Below are 18,759 nucleotides of genomic sequence, written 5' to 3' on the forward strand. Positions count from 1 at the left end.
CCATGCTTTCCAAATACAAAGTTCTTGTCCTGGATGATCACGCCTTTCAATGTATCCGCCTGAAAGACATGCTGGAGGAAGCAGGCTTCGCTCACGTCGACGCGGAGCAAAGCGCCAGCGTTGCCCTGAAGCGCATAAAGGAACATGGCTACAACGTCGTCGTCATGGACGTCAACATGCCTCTGATGGATGGTGCCCAGTTCATCGATCAGCTTGCGCGCCAGGACCTGAATCCCGTTCTGGCCGTTGTCACGGCATGCTCGCGCCGCATGGCCAACAGTATCAGCCTGATGGCAAAGGAGCGCGGCTTCGCTGTCATCGGCTCCTTCGTCAAGCCTGTCATGCGCGAGCAGATCGACGAGATGGTCAGGAACCTGTTGCGTCGCCCCGCTGCAGAGTGCTCCAACGCGGCCACATGCGACGACCGAATCCTGGACAAGGAGAGCATGGAGATTGCGCTTCGCGACGGCAGCATCCGGGCCTGGTTCCAGCCGAAGAAGTCGCTGCTGTCCGGAAGCATCGTGGGGGCAGAAGCCCTGGTTCGCTGGCAACACCGCGATTTCGGCTTGATGATGCCGGCCTCATTCCTGAGAACTCTGCATGACTATGGACTGGACCACGCGTTGCTGATGCGCATGGTGAAAGATGGAGTCGATGCTTACAGGACATGGAGGCGCCAGGGCTATAGGGTGCCGATATCGATCAACCTGCCGACATTGTTACTGGATCAACAGCAGTTGCCGGACGAGCTCCACGCTATAGTCACCAATTGCGGCGTGCCAACAGAGGATGTCACTTTCGAGCTGCTCGAAGACAACATGGGCATGGATGCCGGCCAGTTCTACATGGGTGCTAGCCGCCTGCGATTGCGAGGTTTTGGCCTGTCTCAGGATGATTTCGGCAAAGGGTACAGCTCCATGTACAACCTGATCTCCATCCCGTTCACCGAATTGAAGATTGACCGGGCCTTTGTCTATGGCGCAGCCAGCGACGAAGTGCTGGCTGCGGCACTTGCTTCATCGGTTCAGCTGGGCAAACAGTTGGGCCTGCTGGTGACTGCCGAGGGTGTCGAAACCATGGAGGATCTGCAATTCGCGCGACAGCTTGGCTGTGACTGCGCCCAGGGATACCTGATCTCAGCTGCCATCGACCCGTCCGCATTCGGCGAACTGCTGATTGACGAGCCCAAGCTGCATTTCCCTGACTCTGCGCCATATTGAAACCAGAGCGCGCGTCAAGCGTGCACCACCTATGACAAGACAGAAGCATCAAAAAATGGTGATGCGCGCCTCCAGCCGCGTGAGACCTCTGCTTTTCGGCGTTTTCCCGGCTGCTCTTGTGCTGGCTGGAGCCGTGTATTGGCTCGGCCAGCATATCTTGCAGAATGAGAAGGAGCAGCTTCAAGCGGACTTTTCATTCCTGATGGGCAACATCAACGCCCAGGAGCAGATGTTGCGCACGCTGCGCGTGCAAAGCCAGCGGACCGAGCGGGCCAGTTTGGCTTCACGCACTTCGGTCAGCTCGGCTGTGGGCATCGAGTCGCCCTCCTGGCGATTCTTCGATGGGCAACGCGCAGCGGCGTCCATGCCGTTCACCCTGCTCTGCCAGCGGGCCGAATTCTGCCCCGTAACGAACGGCGTCCACTCTGGGGCAGGCTCGTATCTTTCAGACTTCTATTCCACGTATTGGGCAAATCTGGCGTTTCCAGCCGCACCCGTCTTCCTCGTATCGCCCGCCAGGCAGTTCAGTCTGAGCGTGCCGGCAGTTGCCGCAGACTCAAGCCTTACGCCCCTGACGCGCCGAGTGTTCCTGAGTGTGGTTCAGGCGATCCAGCAGCACGCATCCAGCGATAATCCGCAAGGAGTCAGGGTAGATTCACTGATCGAATGGCGACGGGATGCCGATCTCCCGGGCGCGATGATTGGAGTTCTTCCGGTATCCCTACCGTTGGACGCAGACGATGTGCAGTCCGGCACATCAAGCAATGCCTATGCGGCGACGCTGTTCGCGCGAGACCGAATCAGCGCGTCGGAGCGCTCCTCTTTCCAGCCTGCCTACGATGATTTCTGGTTGATTCGGCGCGACAGCGGCGTGCTGATAGGCGAAGGACGGCTTCCGGCTTCCGACGATATCGGCTTCAAGGCTTCGTCCGAAGGCTTGATTCTTCGGCTTGCCGACAAAAGTGGCGACTGGACTGCGGTCTACTTGCTCGGCTACAGCAGCTTCATCAAGAACCATGCTTGGCTGCCGGTGGGCGTCTTGACCACTTTGCTGCTCGTTCTGGCAGGCGGATTGGGGTTTAGGCGATGGTATCGGCAGCATGTCACCGATCCTGCGCAGGCCGCAGCCCAGGGCGAGCAGGAAATGGATGCATTCAATCTCACCCTGCTTGGCACTATCCCGGTTGCGCTCTGCGTCCTGTACCGCTCGACCGGCAAGGTCGCCTTCAGCAACGAGCTCGCGGCGCAGTGGCTGGGCATAGTGGCCGATGCTGAATTGCACAACGCCCCGGGAGCCAATGGCCTGCTGCGGCAGATCATGGGCACCACGAAGCCCGGGAGCATAGAAAGCATTCAGGGCCTGGACGGCCGCCCCTTGCATGTGAGATTCGTGCCGAGCCGCTACAAGAGCCAGGACGTGGTGCTCTGCGCATTCGCGGACATCAGCGCACGAGCGGAGATGGAGCGCACCCAGGAACAGGCCAAGGTGCAGGCACAAAAGTCCGTAGAGGCGAAATCGACCTTCCTGGCGTCAATGAGCCATGAGATCCGCACGCCCTTGTACGGGTTGCTGGGCACGCTGGAGATTCTTGCCATGACGCCACTCAGCGATGAACAACGCCGGCATATCGATCACATTCAGAATTCATCGGGCATTCTGCAACAGCTGATCAGTGACATCCTGGACGTCACCAAGATCGAGTCGGGGCAGCTTGCACTTGAGGCCGCAGCTTTCGATCCCGGCGAGCTGGTGCAAAGTGCGGTCGCATCCTGCGCGCCGGCCGGCGAGCAAAAAGGCCTGGTCATCTATGGCTGCGTGGACACCTCCGTGCCGGCCTGCGTCTACGGGGATGCAGGGCGCATACGCCAGATTCTCACCAGCCTGCTTAGCAACGCCATCAAGTTCACGAACGCCGGACATGTCATCACCCGGCTGCGCGCCGAATCCTTTCAGGACGATAAGGTGCGGCTGAGCCTGCAGGTGGCGGACAGCGGACCGGGTATCGGTTCCGAAGAACGAAAACGACTGTTCGAGCCGTTCTATCAGATCAACGGCGACTCGCATACGGTTGGCGGCATGGGCATCGGCCTTGCCCTTTCCGCCAAATTGGCCAAGCTCATGGGCAGTGAGCTCCATGTCACCAGCGAACCAGGCTTGGGCAGCAGTTTTTCTGTGGATCTCGTTCTTGAGAAGGGGAGCCCGCCTGTGAGCTCTGCTCCCCAGCTGCGAGATATCACGACCTATGTACGCAGCCCGCGCAAGGAGCTCAGCGAGAACCTGTGCCAGTGGCTGACACGTTGGGGGGCTCAGGCAAGCGCCCTCTCCCCGCATGCCTATCCCGAGAGCGAGTCGCCTGGAGTGCTCGTGGACGTCATGCTTGATGATCAAGCCGATCTTGAGGAATGGGCGGGCCCGAGGGTCGTGGCCAGGCGATACGAAGACTTTGGCCAGCTCCCGCCACAGGCAAACCGATACTCTTTGCGCAGCGTCGGATTTGCCATTCAATATCTGGTGAGCGGGGAGCTGGAAATTTCACCGGAGCCCGCTCATCCGCCCTATCATCAACTGAATCTGCATATTCTTGTTGCCGAGGACAATCCGATCAATCAGATCACGCTGCGCGACCAGCTTGAACAGCTTGGCTGCCAGGTAACCATCGCCCCCGACGGAGCAGACGCCCTCGCGCTATGGAGCATCAGCAACTTCGATCTCCTGCTTACCGACCTGAACATGCCGCGCATGAATGGCTATGAGCTGGCAAGCACCCTGCGCGAGCGTGGCGTGTCCACGCCCATCATTGGAGTGACGGCGAATGCAATGAAGGAAGAAGAGACTCGATGCAGGGCTGCCGGCATGAACAGCTGGCTAGTGAAGCCTATCGATCTGCGATCGCTGTGGCTGCACTTGCGCGCGCATGCGAAAGCCAGCGCTGACGCAGCGCCGCAAGGCGGCTCGGACGAGCCCGCCGGCAATCCCAGGCACGACACTTCGGCGAACGCCGCCGCGATCCCCAGAAAGTACCGCGAGGTCTTCATCCAGACCATGAGCCAGGATCTGAACACGCTCGAGGATTCCGCCAATGGAGACAATGCCCCGGCCATGCTCGCCGTGTTGCACAGGATCCGAGGAGGTCTCTCTGCTGTTGCGCTCAAGGATCTCCTTGCACAAGCCGAATCCCTGGAAAATCAGATCCGGTCCAACGGACAAACTCCTGCGTCACGGGAAATGCTGACCCTGCTTGTCAAGGATATGCACGAAACCCTGGACATCGTCAGAAGCGGCATTTCCGCCTAGAAGGAACGCGGCGCCCCGCAGGTCAGCGCCAACAGTCGATGCGCCAGAAACGACTGCGCCCTGCGCTGAGCCACACCGCCCCAACCCCGAACGTGACTACGCCGCCGCTTGCCGTTGTGCGCGGCCCGGCTCCATGAATCGATGGACAACAGCGGCCTGGATGTGCAGCTCAGGCATAGGTGACATCACCCTCTCGACGAGCTGTTGATACCCATTACCGCTTTTTCCGAGCTTGCATCCGATGCGCCCGCGCCTGCGCAGATGCGGGTCTGTCTTGACCGGCCTTCCGCGATGGAATGGCTGGCATGCTGGATCCGGCCAAGGGCAGCCATCTCCCCGTATCAGGCTTCATTACAGATCAGTTGCTCACTACAACCATATAGTTGTATATTGCAACCAATACTGATTGCTTGACACCACAGATGACCAACGCCATGTCTGAAATTGACTCGATCCGAGCCGACTCCCGCGCCCTGGTAAGAGAGCTCGGATTCATGCAGCCGACACTGGCCGCAACAGATTACTCGGCATCGGCTGTGCATGCATTGCTTGAAATCGACGCCCATGAAGGCATGACCTCGGTTCAGCTCGTGCAGCTTTTGGGGCTGGAGAAGTCAAGCGTCAGCCGAATGCTTGCGAAGCTGGTTGCAGCAGGAGAGATCAAGGAAGTGGCTGCTATCGATGATGGCCGTTTCAAGCTATTGCAGCTGACTGCCCAGGGGCGCAGAACGGTCAGGCAGATCCATTCCTATGGCCAGATGCAGGTGCAAAGTGCGTTTCAACACCTCAATCGCTCCCAGCAACAAGCGGTTGCGCAGGGCTTGTCTGCATATGCAGGAGCGCTTAAAGCTCATCGCTTGAATATGGCAGAAAAGCAGCAAAGCCCAATCACCGTCAGCGCAGGATATCGCCCCGGACTGGTTGGGCGCATTGCCGAAATGCATGCGGCGTTCTACTCGAAGCACTCCAATTTCGGGCAGTTTTTCGAGAGCCAGGTCGCAGCTGGAGCGGCAGAGTTCGCCGGACGACTGAACGAGCCATTCAATAGGGTATGGACCGCCCTGCTCAATGACCGAATTGTTGGTTCGCTTGCGATTGACGGGCAGGACCTGGGTGACAACAGGGCCCATCTGCGATGGTTCATCTTGGACGATGGCTGTCGCGGTAGCGGTGTCGGCCGGCAGTTAATGACAGAGGCGATGACATTCTGCGATATACGTGGGTTCCGTGAAGTCCATCTGTGGACATTCAAGGGATTGGACGCAGCCTGCAAGCTGTATGAGTCTTTTGGCTTCAAGCTGCAGCAAGAGGAGCAAGGAGCACAGTGGGGAAGCACGGTTACCGAGCAGCAATTCGTTCGCGTGTCTTGAAAATCCATTGCCCGTTTCAAGAACTGCTTCTGGCCGGCTGCGGCTGTCGCCGGTCAACCCACACAGGACATTCGCTGATCGGTGCGAAAGCGGCCAAGCAGGCGCAAAGGAATTTCAGAGAGGGGACAGGCCAGTGGAGTACCTCTGACATCACCTCTCAGTCGAGATCGCCAGCTTCTCACAAAAGAGGTTCCAAGTACGACCAGAGCATCTCCATCACACTGTTATCGAACGGCCAAGTAGAGCCGATAGCATCATTTACCGCTTGGAGTAGGCATCTCTTGGATGCACGCATGATGGCAGCGGCACGGGTTGCACCCTATCGCATGCAGGGCAAGAGCAGTAAAACGATGCCAATGATGCAGCTGCCATTTGCGAGGCAGCCAGCCGTCCTCAGATGCGCTTTGTTCCCGTGAAGACTCCTGAGCAGCAGGGCATACTGTGTGTGCATCGGCTGCGTGAAGGGTTCAAAGAGGAGCGCACAGCATGCATTAACCGCATTCGAGGCTTGCTCGCCGGGTTTGGCATCGTCCTGCCGCAAAGCCCCAGAGTCTTGCGCCCCCATTTGCACGATATCTTGGAAGATGCGGGCAATGACATCGCAGGCACAGCCCGCATTGCGCTGCAGCGTGCACTTATGCATTGGCAAGAGCTCGATGAACATCTTCACTGGTGTGAGCAGCGTATTGCCGCTCACTGTAAAGAGGATGCGCAGGTGCAGCGAGCTGCCGCCATCAAGGGCTTGGGACCACTCACTGCATGATGGCTACCTGCGCACTTTGCTGGTGCAAGGAGCCAAGGCCGCTGTGCTGACTCCCAATGGGCGATGGCCTTGAGGCAGCGCAGTGGCTGGCAAAAAGCCGCCGTGGCTTTAGCCAGCAAAAATGCACACACCCTTTGGGCGCTCATGACACAGAAGCGTACCTACGAAGCAGCCCCTCTCGCCGAACGCCCCAGGCCACCCGTCTTTGCCGTTGCCTGAGACAGGCACTTCAACATCCCAGACGTGAACTCAAAGATGCAATGAACAGGTCAGACCAGCAGCAGGCAAGCTCGGTTGTTGCATTGTGAGTCGCAAGACATCACGAAATCTGAATGGAGCCCTGCTGCGCGGTTTGTTTCTGGGGGCGCACACCTCGTGCCTAACCCCGTCTGTAGATGTGCAGTCTGTTCCTCGTTTCAAGCACCTTGATCGTCTTTGGCAGACAGGTCCGTCAAAGTTAATGATCAGCGCTTGCATTGATGGGAAGTCCCTGTAATGCAACAGCGCCAATCGAACCAACACGCTTTTATGGGCGACAGATTTTGATGCAGTCGGACCTGACAGATTTGACCTGCATATATTCTCATTAATGAAACACAGCTAGACGCTATGACGAGCGCAGGTTGATTGCATCAATTAATAGCAAAAAAGCACTAGCAAATTCTATTTGCACTCATAACCCGCAAATCGCATCTCTAGACTCTCCTCAACATTCACGAAAATGGAGAAGCATCTTGAAATTGGAAAATCATGTAAGCGAACTACCTATCGAGATACTCGCTAAATCCGGTTCAGTGAGGTCGCCGGAAGAGTTTCACAAAATGCCTCTTGAGTATCGTGAACTAGCGATTCATCTGATGAAGGTGCATACGGAAGGTGAGTTGACAGGGGCGGACGACTACACCCAGGTCTTCTATAACCTCGCGCCTAACGCCTATGAAAAGCTGATTTGCTGTGAACGAGCACGAGAGGAGATCGAGCACTACCAACTCAGCGCCCAAGTGCTGTCCGACCTTGGTATAGATACCAGTTATATGCTGAAGGAAAGCTTCCTTGAGCGTCCGCTTTATTCGAACGAACTCGTCCGGGGCATCAAGACCTGGATGGAGCGAGGCATATTCTCGTTTCTTGGGGAAGCGGTCGTTCTGGACCATCTCCAAGAATTCGCGGAGTCGAGTTACTTACCGTTTGCTGAGATCTTCACCAAGCAGATCATTAGTGACGAGCACACCCATATCGCACACGGCTACAGAATCATCCGCGATGCGTGCCAAACAGAAGATGGACGAATACAGGCACAGGAAGCGCTCAATCGCCTCTGGCCGCACCTGATCAAGCTTTTTGGTAGCGCCGACTCACCGCGCACCAGGCTCTATATCAAATGGGGCCTCCGCCAGACCAGCAATGAAGAACTGCGAATCCGGTTCGTGAAAAAAACCGTGCCGCGCCTGCTAGTGATGGGTCTGAATGTACCTGACGCGGCATGTGAAGAAGCATTGCTAACGCAGGAGTAAGCAGATGCAAACCCAGACAAATCCACGTCACGCCGTAGCAGCGCGCATCGAGGCGCTGGTTGCCGGTGATCAACATCTGGCAGAACGCCTCGACAACCTGCGCAAATTCGCGTCGCGCGTGCGCGCATCCGAGTACCACCTGACCAATGCCTGCAACATCCGCTGCAAGGGCTGTTGGTTTTACGAGTACGGGCACGACAAGACTGCCGTTGAAGCCAAGTCGCTAGACCAATGGAAGGCGTTCATCGAGTCGCAGCGGCGCAAGAAAGTGTCAGCCGCCCTGCTGATCGGCGGCGAGCCGGCATTGTTTCCTGATCGCGTTGCCGCGTTCGTCGAAGGCATGCGGTATGTCTCGATTTCAACGAACGGCTTGCGTGCTCTGCCGCGTGAAGCACCTTTCGAGAACGTCACGGTATTCATCTCGGTCTTTGGTGGCGGGCCACTCGATGACGAACTGCGTGCGATCAAGCCGAACGGGCGGTCATTCGCTGGCCTCTTCGATAAAGCGCTTGAGAACTACAAGGGCGATCCGCGGGCATGCTTTGTCTATGCCGTGACGGAGCGCGGCCTTGCGCACATCGAGCCGACAGTGCGTCGCATCTGCGAAAACGGCAACACGGTATCGTTCAACTTCTACAGCGAATACAACACTGGGCACCCGCTTCGCATTCAGAACCAGCGGCTATTGCTTTCCGAAATGCTGCGGGCGCGCGAAGCCTTCCCTGACGTTGTGCTCAACCATCCAGCACATATCGAAGCCATGGTGACTGGAAAGAGTTGGTTCGGCACGTTTGGTAGAGACACCTGCCCGAGCATCAGCGTCAACCACCCAGAAAATCAGGATCGCATGCAGGCCGGCGAGCCCGTGCTGCCGATGTTCAACACGTGGAAGGCCGATCTGAAGACGCTCGAACGTTGTTGCACCTCCGGCCATTGCGAGGGCTGCCGCGACAGCCAAGCCGTCTACAGCTGGTTTCTCGTCAGCATGGCCAAGTCGCTCGAATCGCGGGAGTCTCTGGAGACCTGGATCGAAGTGGCAGAGAGCTACTGGCGCCAGTTTATTTGGTCGCCTTACCGCCGCAGCCGAACAACTCCGACGGCCACCGAGACGCCAACGCCGATGCTGACGGAGGTCGATTGATGGCGCTGCCGCCCCCCTCTGCATGGGACAGCCACACTATTCGAATCCCACTCGACGCTGCGCAGCGGTCGCTCTGGCAGGCGCGCCTCAATTCACTGGCGGTCCTGACGCAGATGGGCGCAGAGTTGGACATTTCAGACGATTCGACGGTGCGGATCCGCTTGGTGCGGTCGCTGCCTGCGCATGCCGGTGGGCTTGGCGGTGACGCGATCAATGGCGCGACGCTGGCGGCGATGGTCGATTGCGCCGTGGCTAGCACGGGCGTGCTGCTATTCCGCGGCCGTACCTGCGGCACGCTGCAGCTGTCCATCGAATACATGAAGCCGGTGCGCACGCGGCTGCCCGAGCTGGAGTGCCGCGTCCTGCGTCGTACGAACAAGCTGGCCTTCGTCGAGGTGCGTCTTTTCGGTCCGCGCAGGGCGATCCAGCTCAAGGCAAGCGGCATTGTCTCCGTGGCCAATGCGTCGATGGGCGACAACGAAAGCTGGAACTCTCGCTTCGCGGCTGAGGCTGCGCCACACGCGCCCACAGCGCTTTCTCAACTCAATCCCATCTCATCCCATGACGCAGCCCAACCCACCTGAATTCGCCTCCCGCATGCAGCGGGTGCAGAGCTCCGCAGTACGCGACCTCCTCAAGTACAGCAAGATGCCAGGCATGATCTCGCTAGCCGGCGGCATCCCGGCCGCGGATCTATTCGACTTGAAGGGACTTGGCGCCGTCATCGCCGACCTACACGCAGACTCCGACCCAAGCATCTTCCAATACAGTGAGACGGAAGGGGACGCAGCGCTGCGAGCATCAATCGCGAACATGCTGGCCGAGCGCGGCATCGACGCTAAGCCGAACAACATCTTGGTGACTTCGGGATCACAGCAGGGACTAGATCTCACCGCTCGAATCCTGCTGTCCCCCGGCGACACGATTATCCTCGAAAGACCATCGTACCTGGCCGCATTGCAGGCTTTTGGCCTGGCCGAGGCGCAGATCGTCACCGCACCGTCGGATGCCGATGGCATGGATGTCAGTTGGGTCGATGACTACCTTTCGCGTCACCATGTGAAGGCAATTTACGTCGTACCTAACTTCGGCAATCCGAGCGGTGCGACCCTATCCCTGGAGCGACGCCAACGCCTTGTAGAACTGGCAGGTCGAACCGGTACCGTGATCATCGAGGACGATCCATATGGGCAGCTGCGATTTCAGGGGGAGCCGGTGGAAAGCCTGTACTCGCTGGCTGCCGGGCGCGGTCTGAGCGATCAAGTCGTCTATCTGTCCTCATTCTCGAAGATTCTGACGCCAGGACTGCGCATCGGCTGGATGGTGATGTCATACGCTGCACTCAGGCAAGCCACGCTTGCGAAACAGGCGATCGATCTGCACAGCTGCTCGCTGTCGCAGCGCATCGTCACAGCCTATCTCGCGAGTGGTCGCCTCGGCCAGCGCCTGCAGGTATTGCGCGAGGGCTATCGCCAACGCAGGGACGCTCTCATGGGTGCGCTGCGAGACCATCTGGGCGATGCGATCGACTTCGCCGAGCCAGCAGGTGGCATGTTCCTTTGGGCGCGCTTTGGCCAGGCGGTCGACTCGGCCCGCGTGCTTGAACGCGGCGTCGTGGAAGGTGTTGTCTTCGTGCCTGGTGCAGCGTTCTATGCAGATCATCCCGAGCACAGCACGCTGCGGCTCTCCTATTCAATGATCACGCCGGCTGCTGCAAAAGAGGCTGCCGAACGGCTCGCTCGCGCCCTTAAGGCGTCAGTGCATGAGCGTTGACTTGTTCCTTGCGTTCTGCGTCTACGCGCTGGCGATGTCCATATCACCGGGCCCTGCCAATTTCCTGGTACTGGCCTCGGGCGCGCGCCATGGTGCTCTGTGCTCTCTGCCGCTGATCATCGGCATCGCCACCGGGCTGGGTGCGATGGTGCTCGTGTCCGGGCTTGGGCTGTTCGAATTGTTGGGCTCAAACCTGATCTTTCTGCTCCTAATGAAGATCATCGGCTTGGCCTACATTGCCTGGCTGGCCTGGAAGATCATGACGTCGCCCATCGACGGTGCCCCAAGTCCAGACGGAAAAGCCCAGATGGTGGTGAGCTTTCGCGCCGGGCTCGCCCTGCCGCTATTCAATCCCAAAGCCTGGATCATGGCCTTTGGTGCCGTGACGTCCTACACATCGCCGGATGCTGATGGCCGACAGATCGCGCTGGTTGCAATGACCTTTCTCGTCATCAACGCGCCTTGCATGTTGGTGTGGGCGGCCTTCGGAGACTTCATGTCGCGCCTCCTGACCAACCCCAGGCGAGACCTCGCATTCAAGTTGACGATGGGCGGCCTGCTGCTGCTGTCGATCGTCCCGATCGCAAGAAGCCTTCTTCAGGAAACGCTATGAAATCGACTACGCTGTTGTCCTCCCTTAACGCGATCCGGGCCAAGACAATTGGCCTGTTCGATCGGCCTGATACCATCGGGCCCACCGAATGCCGTGAATTGATAGATTGCCTGGACGCCGTCCCAGGCCTGAGGGAGTTCGAATGCGCCAATCGCCTCCTAGACGACCTGCGTCGATCGGTGGGCGGCGAACCATTCTCGCTCCGCGAGACTCGCGAGTATTTCAATGCTCCGGCAAGTGACACGCTAGTCTCTATCTTCAGCGCACCCTACGCCAAGCCACTGGGGCTGGAATATCTGAAGTTCGATCTCTTACCTGCCGATCCGGCACTTTCGAGATACGCGACCAACGTGATGCCCATCGTTTTGCAGGAGGCGACGGACGGGCTGCTGCCTGCGCACACGGTTGCCCTGTTCCCGGAGAACCATATCGGCATGCTCCAGCAACCCGGCGACAAGATTTACTATCTCATCAACAAATTTGCCGCGCGCCATTACAAGCTGACGCAGCGCATCATCGAACACTTGACGACGGCGGATTCGTTCCGCGAGATCCGCGGCGCGAGCTACGAAGAGATCGAAAAGGCGACCGTCTACTGGGTCTGGTTGCATGAGTACAACCATCAGCGTGTCGGTGACTTGCCGATACCGGCATTCTTGAAGCTGAAATCGAGCCGCGCACTGGCCGGGCTGGAGGAGTTGCGCGTCGACATCGGCAGTGCGTTGATCCTTCTGGATGACGCAGCTTCGTTTGATGGCAAATCGGGGTTTCTTTTCGAATTCATCCTCGCCGAGCGCCTGCTGCGGTATGGCGTTGATGGCGTGACCTTCGATGCGAGCGGCCGCTCGAGCCCTTCATACGACGCTCTGTCGAGCTACATGTTCTTCAACCTGTTGAGCAAGTATCGGGCGCTGGAGCTAGTCAACGGTCGAATCCGCCTCCTAGGGAACTTCATCTGTGCGCTGCGAGCCATACTGGCCGAGATTCGCGTGGTCGAAGCGCGCATCCACGATGCGCCACTTGAGCAAGTCCGTGAAGAGATGCTGGACTTCGTTTTCCGATCGCTGAAAGCCGCCGACACTGTCAACCACTACCGGCACGCGCATTATGATGACATGCGGGCGCGCTTGCTGCTGCTGGACGTAGAGGTTGAAATGCCATAGCCCGTTGCGGATCTTACGGCGGGCGATCTATCGAGTCTATTTAAACGCAGCCGCTGGACCGACGACAGGTATAAAAAATACGACCACAAATCAAAACTATAGAACAGAGGTTCTTTAAGCGGTTAATGTTGTAAGTCAGTATTTAACCGGAAAGGTTCTATCTAAATAGATATGGACACCGCCCCGATGCAAGTAGAGACAGCTCTTTTCCTGACAATGCAGTCACAAACATATATCCGGCTGATAGAGTGATGACTACACATTCAGGCAGTATGCGCAAGATCGACTTCACAAATCCAACGCACTACGAATCACTGTTCATGGTCGACGCAGTGCGCAAGAGCACGCCATTCGATTGGAAGGACGTGTATTTCGAGCGGCGCGAGGAGTCTGCTGCCTTTGAGACAAGCGAGCATCGCATCGACGGGCACTACCTGATGGTCAAACTGAGCCCGTGGTCGATCGCTGAACGCTGTATCGACGGCAAGTGGCATTCGGAAACGCAGCGCCGCGGCAGCATGGCGTACGTACCCGACGATTGCACACACCTCGTGCGTTACCGGCAGCCGCTAGGCACGCTATGCCTGCTGACGCTATCGCGTCAGTTGGTCGATTCTGTAGCCGAGGAATTGAACCAGCCCGTCTTCCGCGGACGCCCTCGAGCAGCTCAGGACATCGACCTTCACTTGCTCAATTCTGCTGAATGTCTCGACCAGGAATTACGTGATGGCAATCCCAATGGCTTGCTGTTCGCGCAGAACTTCGGCCACATGATCGCGGCTCACCTCGTGATGGGCTTCGGCACCGCTGCCGTGCGTCAGCGCTCGCAACTCAAGACACTGCCCGAGAAGAAGAGGAAATGGCTTGACGAGTTCATCGATGCCAACCTCTCCGATACGATCACGATAGACGCACTCGCCCGGCAAGTCGGCCTCAGCCCATATCATTTCAGCAGGCTGTTTAAAAACTCGACCGGCATGGCACCGTACAAATACGTATTGCATCGGCGAATGGCCTTCGCGCAAGCCTGCCTGCGCGACGACCATAGTTCTATCGCGGACATTTCTTTGGCCTGCGGATTCAATGACGCAACACAATTTACCAAACAGTTCCGCAAGATCTGCGGCCAGACGCCATCGCAATACCGGCACATTGAATCGACCAGCTTTTCCTAGATAGCTTCTAGCCTCACGGAATTGCGTCTTTCGAACTCTACCAGCTTAGGCAGTTGGGTCAGGCAGGTAAAAAAAGCGGCGACGTACTTCGCTCGTCAGTCCGACTGAAATACGCCTTTATCGCCAGGCATCAGGAGGTCTACAGCGTCTTGCAGATGTGCCGCATGCTGCGGCTGTACCCCAGCGGCTACTACGCCTGGAAGGCCAAGCCAGAAAGCAAGCGCGCGGTGGATGACCGCAGGTTGCTGGGTCTGCTCAAGCAGGCTTGGCTGGAGAGCGGTGGTATCTATGGCTATCGCAAGCTGACCCTGGATATGCGTGACTTGGGTGAGAGATGCAGCAGGCATCGCGCGGTCAAGCTGTTGCGCCATGAAGGATTGAAGGCTCAAAGAGGCTACGGCAGGCGGCCCCGCCCACGAGGTGGTGCTGTGGCCGTGGTTGTCCCGAACCTGCTGGAGCAACAGTTCAAAGTCAGTGAGCCCAATGTCGCCTGGGTCACCGACATCACGTATATCGCTACCCACGAAGGCTGGCTGTACCTGGCGGCGGTGATTGACCTGTACTCCCGGCAAGTCATTGGTGGGAGCACTGGCAGCCGCATTGACACCCAATTGGCTCTTGACGCCTTACACATGGCCGTCTGGCGCAGAAGACCCTGCGATACCGTCGTTGTGCATTCCGATCAGGGCTGTCAGCCCGCATTCAACGAGTCGTCGCAACACTGCGTCTGTTTGTCGAGCGTAGCAACTCATTGAAGGCCTCTGCGGGCGTCTGCCATCCGAGCGTCTTGCGCGGTCTTGTGTTCAAGGCCAGCGCCACTGCCTGCAGATCGGTTGCTCGATGCGCGCTGAGGTCCGTGCCCTTTGGGAAGTATTGGCGTAGCAGCCCGTTGGTGTTCTCGTTGGTGCCTCTTTGCCAAGGACTCTGCGGGTCGCAGAAGTAGACCTGCAGGCCAGTGTGCATCGAGAGTTGCACATGCTGGGCCATCTCCGCACCCTGGTCCCAAGTCAGAGACTTCTTCAACTGCTTCGGCAGCGAACTCATGGCTTTGGTGATCGCCTCTCGCACCGCCTCGGCACCGTGACCAGCCAATGCGGGGCCGTGCTTGTCTCGTGGCTGCTGACGATGGCCAGGCATAGACGGCAGGTGCAGCAGCATCGTGAAGCGCGTCGTCCTCTCAACCAGCGTGCCAATCGCCGAGCTATCCAGGCCAAGGATGAGGTCACCTTCCCAGTGGCCTGGTACTGCGCGATCTTCAACGCTGGCCGGTCGCTCGCTGATCATGATCTCTGGCGTGACGAACGACTTCCCGCGGCCTCTGACACGCTCTCTGGGCACGCGCAGAGCACGGCCCGTGCGCAGGCACGCCGTTAATTCACGCTGCAGCGCTCCACGGCCCTGCACGTACAACGCTTGATAGATTGCCTCGTGGCTGATGCGCATCGAAGTGTCCTTGGGGAAGTCGATTGGTAGCCTATTGGAGATCTGTTGAGGGCTCCACGCGCGCGACCATCTGCGCGCTTGCCGGCGCCCCTGCCGCCGACCGTTCCAAGGCACCTGCGGCCCGGCAATCGTTCGCCCGCCAGGCGTCGCGATGTTCCCGGCAAGCCGATCTTGAACGTACTTGCGTAGCGCGTGGTTGCTCACCAGCTTGACCTCCTTGGGCCTTCTCGCTGCACGGTCCGCATGCCATTGCGCTGTATGCGAACGGTACTCCAGATTGCCGCCACGCGTCGCCGCATTGCGCTGCAGCTCGCGTGAGATCGTCGAGGCAGCACGCCCGAGTTGACGGGCGATCTCCCGGACACCGTCGCCGCGGGCACGCGCCAGCGCGATCTCCTCACGCTCGGCAAACGACAAGTAGCGGCCTGTGGGCTGCGCAGCGGACGGTGCAAGATGGGAAGGCGGCATACCGCCAGATTGTCGGAACCACCGGGCTCCAACAGCCATGGACACCCCTGCAACAGCGGCCGCGTCCTCACTGCTGAGCCCACGTGCGATTGCCTGCCAAAACGGCCATCGCGCTGCACGATGCAGAACCGGTGGTCGTCCGGGGGAGCGCAACTTTGCGCGCAGCGACGCGCTCGCCTTCCTTATCTTCACATTCATTCAACACCTCCGAATAGGACGTGTTGCAACGATGGGTTGAACTCACCAAGTAAACCATGTTCGGTACTGGAGTGAGGACCACTCCAAGGGAAACAAGGCCGAAAGCAAGCCAATTCTCAAAGCCAGGCATGATGGTTTCTCACGTGTTATTGCCTTTGAATACATCAGTCGAGATCTGCTTCTGGCCGAAAGCAGCAGCGCTTGACCCGAATCAGGCAGCCGCCGAGTGAGCGGCTCTCTCCAGTCGTATGCGCGCGATATTCATCAACAACATGCCAAAGATGGCCATGGTGCCGCCGCCCAGCAGCGAGCTGGTAATGGGCTCTCCGAGCCAGAAGCTGGACAGCAGCATGCCAAACAGCGGCACCAGGGACATATACGCGGCTGCGGCGCCAGCACCCAGCTCCTGGACGCCCTTCAAGTACCAGGCGTAAGCCAATGCCGTAGCGCCCAGGGCCAGGGCCACAACGCTGTACCAGGCGACGGCAGGGGCTTTTGCCAGGGCAGTCCAGGCGGACGGGCCCTCCAGAGCAATGCTGGCCATAAGAAGCAGTGCAGTGCCAATGAGCGTGGTCACCGTCGTCGTCGTCAGCGCATCCACGCGGGTTAGAACGATGCGTCCTATCAGGGTATAGGCAACCCAACATGCGGCGCAACCAAGCAGCAGCCACTCTCTCATCCCGGACGAGGAAGACACCAGGTCCCCCAAAGCGCCGTCACTCAGCGCATACAGGGCGCCCGTCACGGCCAGCCCCAAGCCCAGGCACATGATGGCGTGCACGCGTTCACGAAACAGCAGCGCTGCGAACAGCATGGTCAGAACCGGGTTGAGTGCCACCACCATGGCCGCCTTGCCCGCAGGCACGGTCTTGAGTGCCAGCAAGAAGAACACGGAGTAGCCCAGAACACCTACGGCAGAAGCGCAGGCCAGGCCCGCCCATTGGCGAGGCCCCAGGACACGCAATGCACCCATGCGCTCGCTGCGGTACAACCAAAGCATCAGCAGGAGCCCAGCCAGGAAGAAGCGCAGGCTGGCCGCAGCCAGTGGAGGCATGACTTGCGCGACGATGCGTCCCCAGGGCCAGGAAGCACCCCACAGGGCAGCCATGCCAATCAATCCCAAATGAGTGGAAGTTCGCAATGTATTCATGAGACGTTACTATCTGATAATCAGCATTCATCGTCGAATGAGTAAAAGCTCATGACATTCACGCAACTCGAAGTCTTTGCTGCGCTCGCCCGGGTCGGCAGCTTCTCGCGCGCAGCGGGTGTGCTGGGTATTTCCCAGAGCGGCGTCAGCCATGCCATCAAACAGTTGGAGACAGAGCTCGGCGTCACGCTTTTCAAGCGCGAAGGGGCTGCAGCAATACTGACCGAAGTGGGCGCCAGGCTACTGAGCCGCGCCAATGACATCCTTCAGCAAAAAGAGGCATTGCAGCAGGAAGCCGATGCGGAGCATGGCATTGCCCGGGGCACCTTGCGCATTGCATCTTTTGGTGCCACCTCGTCGCTGCGTCTGCTGCCGAGGCTCCTGGCACGCTCTCAGCAGAGGCACCCCCTGGTCGAGGTGCACATCGAGGAAGCCATAGATAGCACAGTCGTTCAGTGGTTGCTAGAACGGCGCGTGGAACTGGGCTTTGTCGTCTTGCCCGACGAACGCTTCGATACCCTGACCCTGGCCGAAGACGAGCTGGTGGCGGTGCTGCCTGCTGCGCACCCTCTTGCGTCCCAATCGGCCATTGCTGCCATGAGCTTTCATGGACAGCCCTTTATCCGTACCAGCGCAGGCTCAGGCCCCCATATCGATGCTTTTTTGGCCAGCCAGGGCGCTTCACCCAGAACTCTGTTCAAGTTTGAGCAGCTCACCTCGATGATGGGCTTTGTCGCGCAAGGCGAGGCAGTCACCATTGCCGCACGTCTGGCTCTGCCCGAGCCCCCGGCAGGTGTTGTCTACCGCCCGTTAAAGCCCCGTTGTCGCCGGAAAATCGCGTTGGCCGCGCTGAGCTTTGACAAGCTCTCGCCCGCTGCATTGGCTTTTGTCGAGCTGGCCCGGAAAAGCAGGACCAGCCTGACGGTTGAGTACTGAGCGACCTCGTCATCCGAAGCAAGTGGTCTCCCGAATGCCTGGGGCCAAAGGTAGTCTGCAAAGGCCACGCAAGGCAGATTGCCGTCTTCGATAAGGCAACAAGTTATGGCCGAGCGATGATTGCAAGGTTCATTGCATTGCTGGATATCGGCCGACCAGCCTTTGCCGTCATGGCAGGCTCAAGTCCATACCGAGCATCCTGGCAAGGCCGAAGGTAAACAGCAACACACACAGCAGCGCCAGCATGAAGGCGGCAGCCACCTTGCTGCCCGTGCGCAGCAGCGCGCGCCTGTCCATTCCCTTCTTTCCTTGGTCGTAATGCCACTTGATGGCGAAGAACATGCACGCGCCGAAGATGAGAACCTTGAACGTAACAAAGATTACAGGGACCCAATCGATCATTTTGAGAATTTCCAGCTATGACTTGACACTGTCTACCGTGAGGAACACCGCTTCCTGAAGGAGAGAGGCGAAAACGTCAGCGATTGCCATACAAGAATGGGATCGCTACACGCTCTGAGGCATATTACTTAAAAG

15 protein-coding genes and 1 pseudogene are annotated in these 18,759 nt (G+C 58.5%); 13 read left to right on the forward strand and 3 right to left on the reverse strand.

The window, feature by feature from the left end; genetic code table 11:
- Positions 1 to 2 precede the first annotated feature (2 nt).
- The 12 genes and pseudogenes from NOX35_RS14465 to NOX35_RS14520 all read left to right on the forward strand — a co-directional run.
- Positions 3 to 1,220, forward strand: a complete 1,218-nt coding sequence (locus NOX35_RS14465) for an EAL domain-containing protein (protein ID WP_256493719.1) — start codon at positions 3 to 5, stop codon at positions 1,218 to 1,220.
- Between the two features lie 55 nt (positions 1,221 to 1,275).
- Positions 1,276 to 4,515: a hybrid sensor histidine kinase/response regulator gene (locus tag NOX35_RS14470; RefSeq protein ID WP_256493720.1), complete on the forward strand. Its 3,240-nt coding sequence runs from the start codon at positions 1,276 to 1,278 to the stop codon at positions 4,513 to 4,515.
- A gap of 422 nt (positions 4,516 to 4,937) precedes the next feature.
- Complete coding sequence (locus tag NOX35_RS14475; protein ID WP_256493721.1) at positions 4,938 to 5,885, forward strand: helix-turn-helix domain-containing GNAT family N-acetyltransferase; 948 nt, start codon at positions 4,938 to 4,940, stop codon at positions 5,883 to 5,885.
- Positions 5,886 to 6,282: 397 nt separating this feature from the next.
- On the forward strand, positions 6,283 to 6,648 hold the full coding sequence (locus NOX35_RS28820; protein ID WP_371878486.1) for a hypothetical protein: 366 nt from the start codon (positions 6,283 to 6,285) through the stop codon (positions 6,646 to 6,648).
- 734 nt (positions 6,649 to 7,382) lie between these two features.
- Positions 7,383 to 8,162 carry a Phenylacetic acid catabolic protein gene (locus NOX35_RS14485; protein WP_256493722.1) on the forward strand — a complete coding sequence of 260 codons (780 nt, stop codon included), beginning with the start codon at positions 7,383 to 7,385 and terminating at the stop codon, positions 8,160 to 8,162.
- A 4-nt stretch (positions 8,163 to 8,166) separates the two neighbouring features.
- Positions 8,167 to 9,303 carry a radical SAM protein gene (locus NOX35_RS14490; RefSeq protein ID WP_256493723.1) on the forward strand — a complete coding sequence of 379 codons (1,137 nt, stop codon included), beginning with the start codon at positions 8,167 to 8,169 and terminating at the stop codon, positions 9,301 to 9,303.
- A complete protein-coding gene (locus NOX35_RS14495; protein WP_256493724.1) occupies positions 9,303 to 9,887 on the forward strand; it encodes a PaaI family thioesterase in 585 nt (194 codons plus the stop codon). Before NOX35_RS14490 ends, NOX35_RS14495 begins: the two co-directional genes overlap by 1 nt.
- Positions 9,865 to 11,076 carry a PLP-dependent aminotransferase family protein gene (locus NOX35_RS14500; RefSeq protein ID WP_256493725.1) on the forward strand — a complete coding sequence of 404 codons (1,212 nt, stop codon included), beginning with the start codon at positions 9,865 to 9,867 and terminating at the stop codon, positions 11,074 to 11,076. Before NOX35_RS14495 ends, NOX35_RS14500 begins: the two co-directional genes overlap by 23 nt.
- The gene (locus NOX35_RS14505; RefSeq protein ID WP_256493726.1) at positions 11,066 to 11,689 is read left to right on the forward strand and encodes a LysE family translocator; all 624 of its coding nucleotides are present in this window, start codon (positions 11,066 to 11,068) and stop codon (positions 11,687 to 11,689) included. The genes NOX35_RS14500 and NOX35_RS14505 overlap by 11 nt, the downstream gene beginning before the upstream one ends.
- On the forward strand, positions 11,686 to 12,852 hold the full coding sequence (locus tag NOX35_RS14510) for a hypothetical protein (RefSeq protein WP_256493727.1): 1,167 nt from the start codon (positions 11,686 to 11,688) through the stop codon (positions 12,850 to 12,852). The genes NOX35_RS14505 and NOX35_RS14510 overlap by 4 nt, the downstream gene beginning before the upstream one ends.
- Positions 12,853 to 13,124: 272 nt before the next feature.
- On the forward strand, positions 13,125 to 14,027 hold the full coding sequence (locus NOX35_RS14515; RefSeq protein ID WP_256493728.1) for an AraC family transcriptional regulator: 903 nt from the start codon (positions 13,125 to 13,127) through the stop codon (positions 14,025 to 14,027).
- 20 nt (positions 14,028 to 14,047) lie between these two features.
- A pseudogene (locus NOX35_RS14520) lies at positions 14,048 to 14,722 on the forward strand (IS3 family transposase); the annotation flags it as partial.
- Between the two features lie 7 nt (positions 14,723 to 14,729).
- Here NOX35_RS14520 and NOX35_RS14525 read toward each other — a convergent pair.
- Positions 14,730 to 16,136 carry an IS30 family transposase gene (locus NOX35_RS14525; RefSeq protein ID WP_232537945.1) on the reverse strand — a complete coding sequence of 469 codons (1,407 nt, stop codon included), beginning with the start codon at positions 16,134 to 16,136 and terminating at the stop codon, positions 14,730 to 14,732.
- Positions 16,137 to 16,347: 211 nt separating this feature from the next.
- Positions 16,348 to 17,286, reverse strand: coding sequence for a DMT family transporter (locus tag NOX35_RS14535; protein WP_256493729.1), 939 nt, complete (start codon positions 17,284 to 17,286; stop codon positions 16,348 to 16,350).
- A 51-nt stretch (positions 17,287 to 17,337) separates the two neighbouring features.
- On the opposite strand from NOX35_RS14535, the gene NOX35_RS14540 reads away from it, so the two are divergent.
- On the forward strand, positions 17,338 to 18,222 hold the full coding sequence (locus tag NOX35_RS14540) for a LysR family transcriptional regulator (protein WP_256493730.1): 885 nt from the start codon (positions 17,338 to 17,340) through the stop codon (positions 18,220 to 18,222).
- A gap of 168 nt (positions 18,223 to 18,390) precedes the next feature.
- Here NOX35_RS14540 and NOX35_RS14545 read toward each other — a convergent pair whose 3' ends face one another.
- Positions 18,391 to 18,624: a hypothetical protein gene (locus NOX35_RS14545; protein ID WP_182282987.1), complete on the reverse strand. Its 234-nt coding sequence runs from the start codon at positions 18,622 to 18,624 to the stop codon at positions 18,391 to 18,393.
- Positions 18,625 to 18,759 lie beyond the last annotated feature (135 nt).

Origin of the sequence: Comamonas sp. C11 (genome assembly GCF_024496285.1) — a bacterium.
In the GTDB taxonomy this organism is placed as follows: domain Bacteria; phylum Pseudomonadota; class Gammaproteobacteria; order Burkholderiales; family Burkholderiaceae_C; genus Comamonas; species Comamonas testosteroni_F.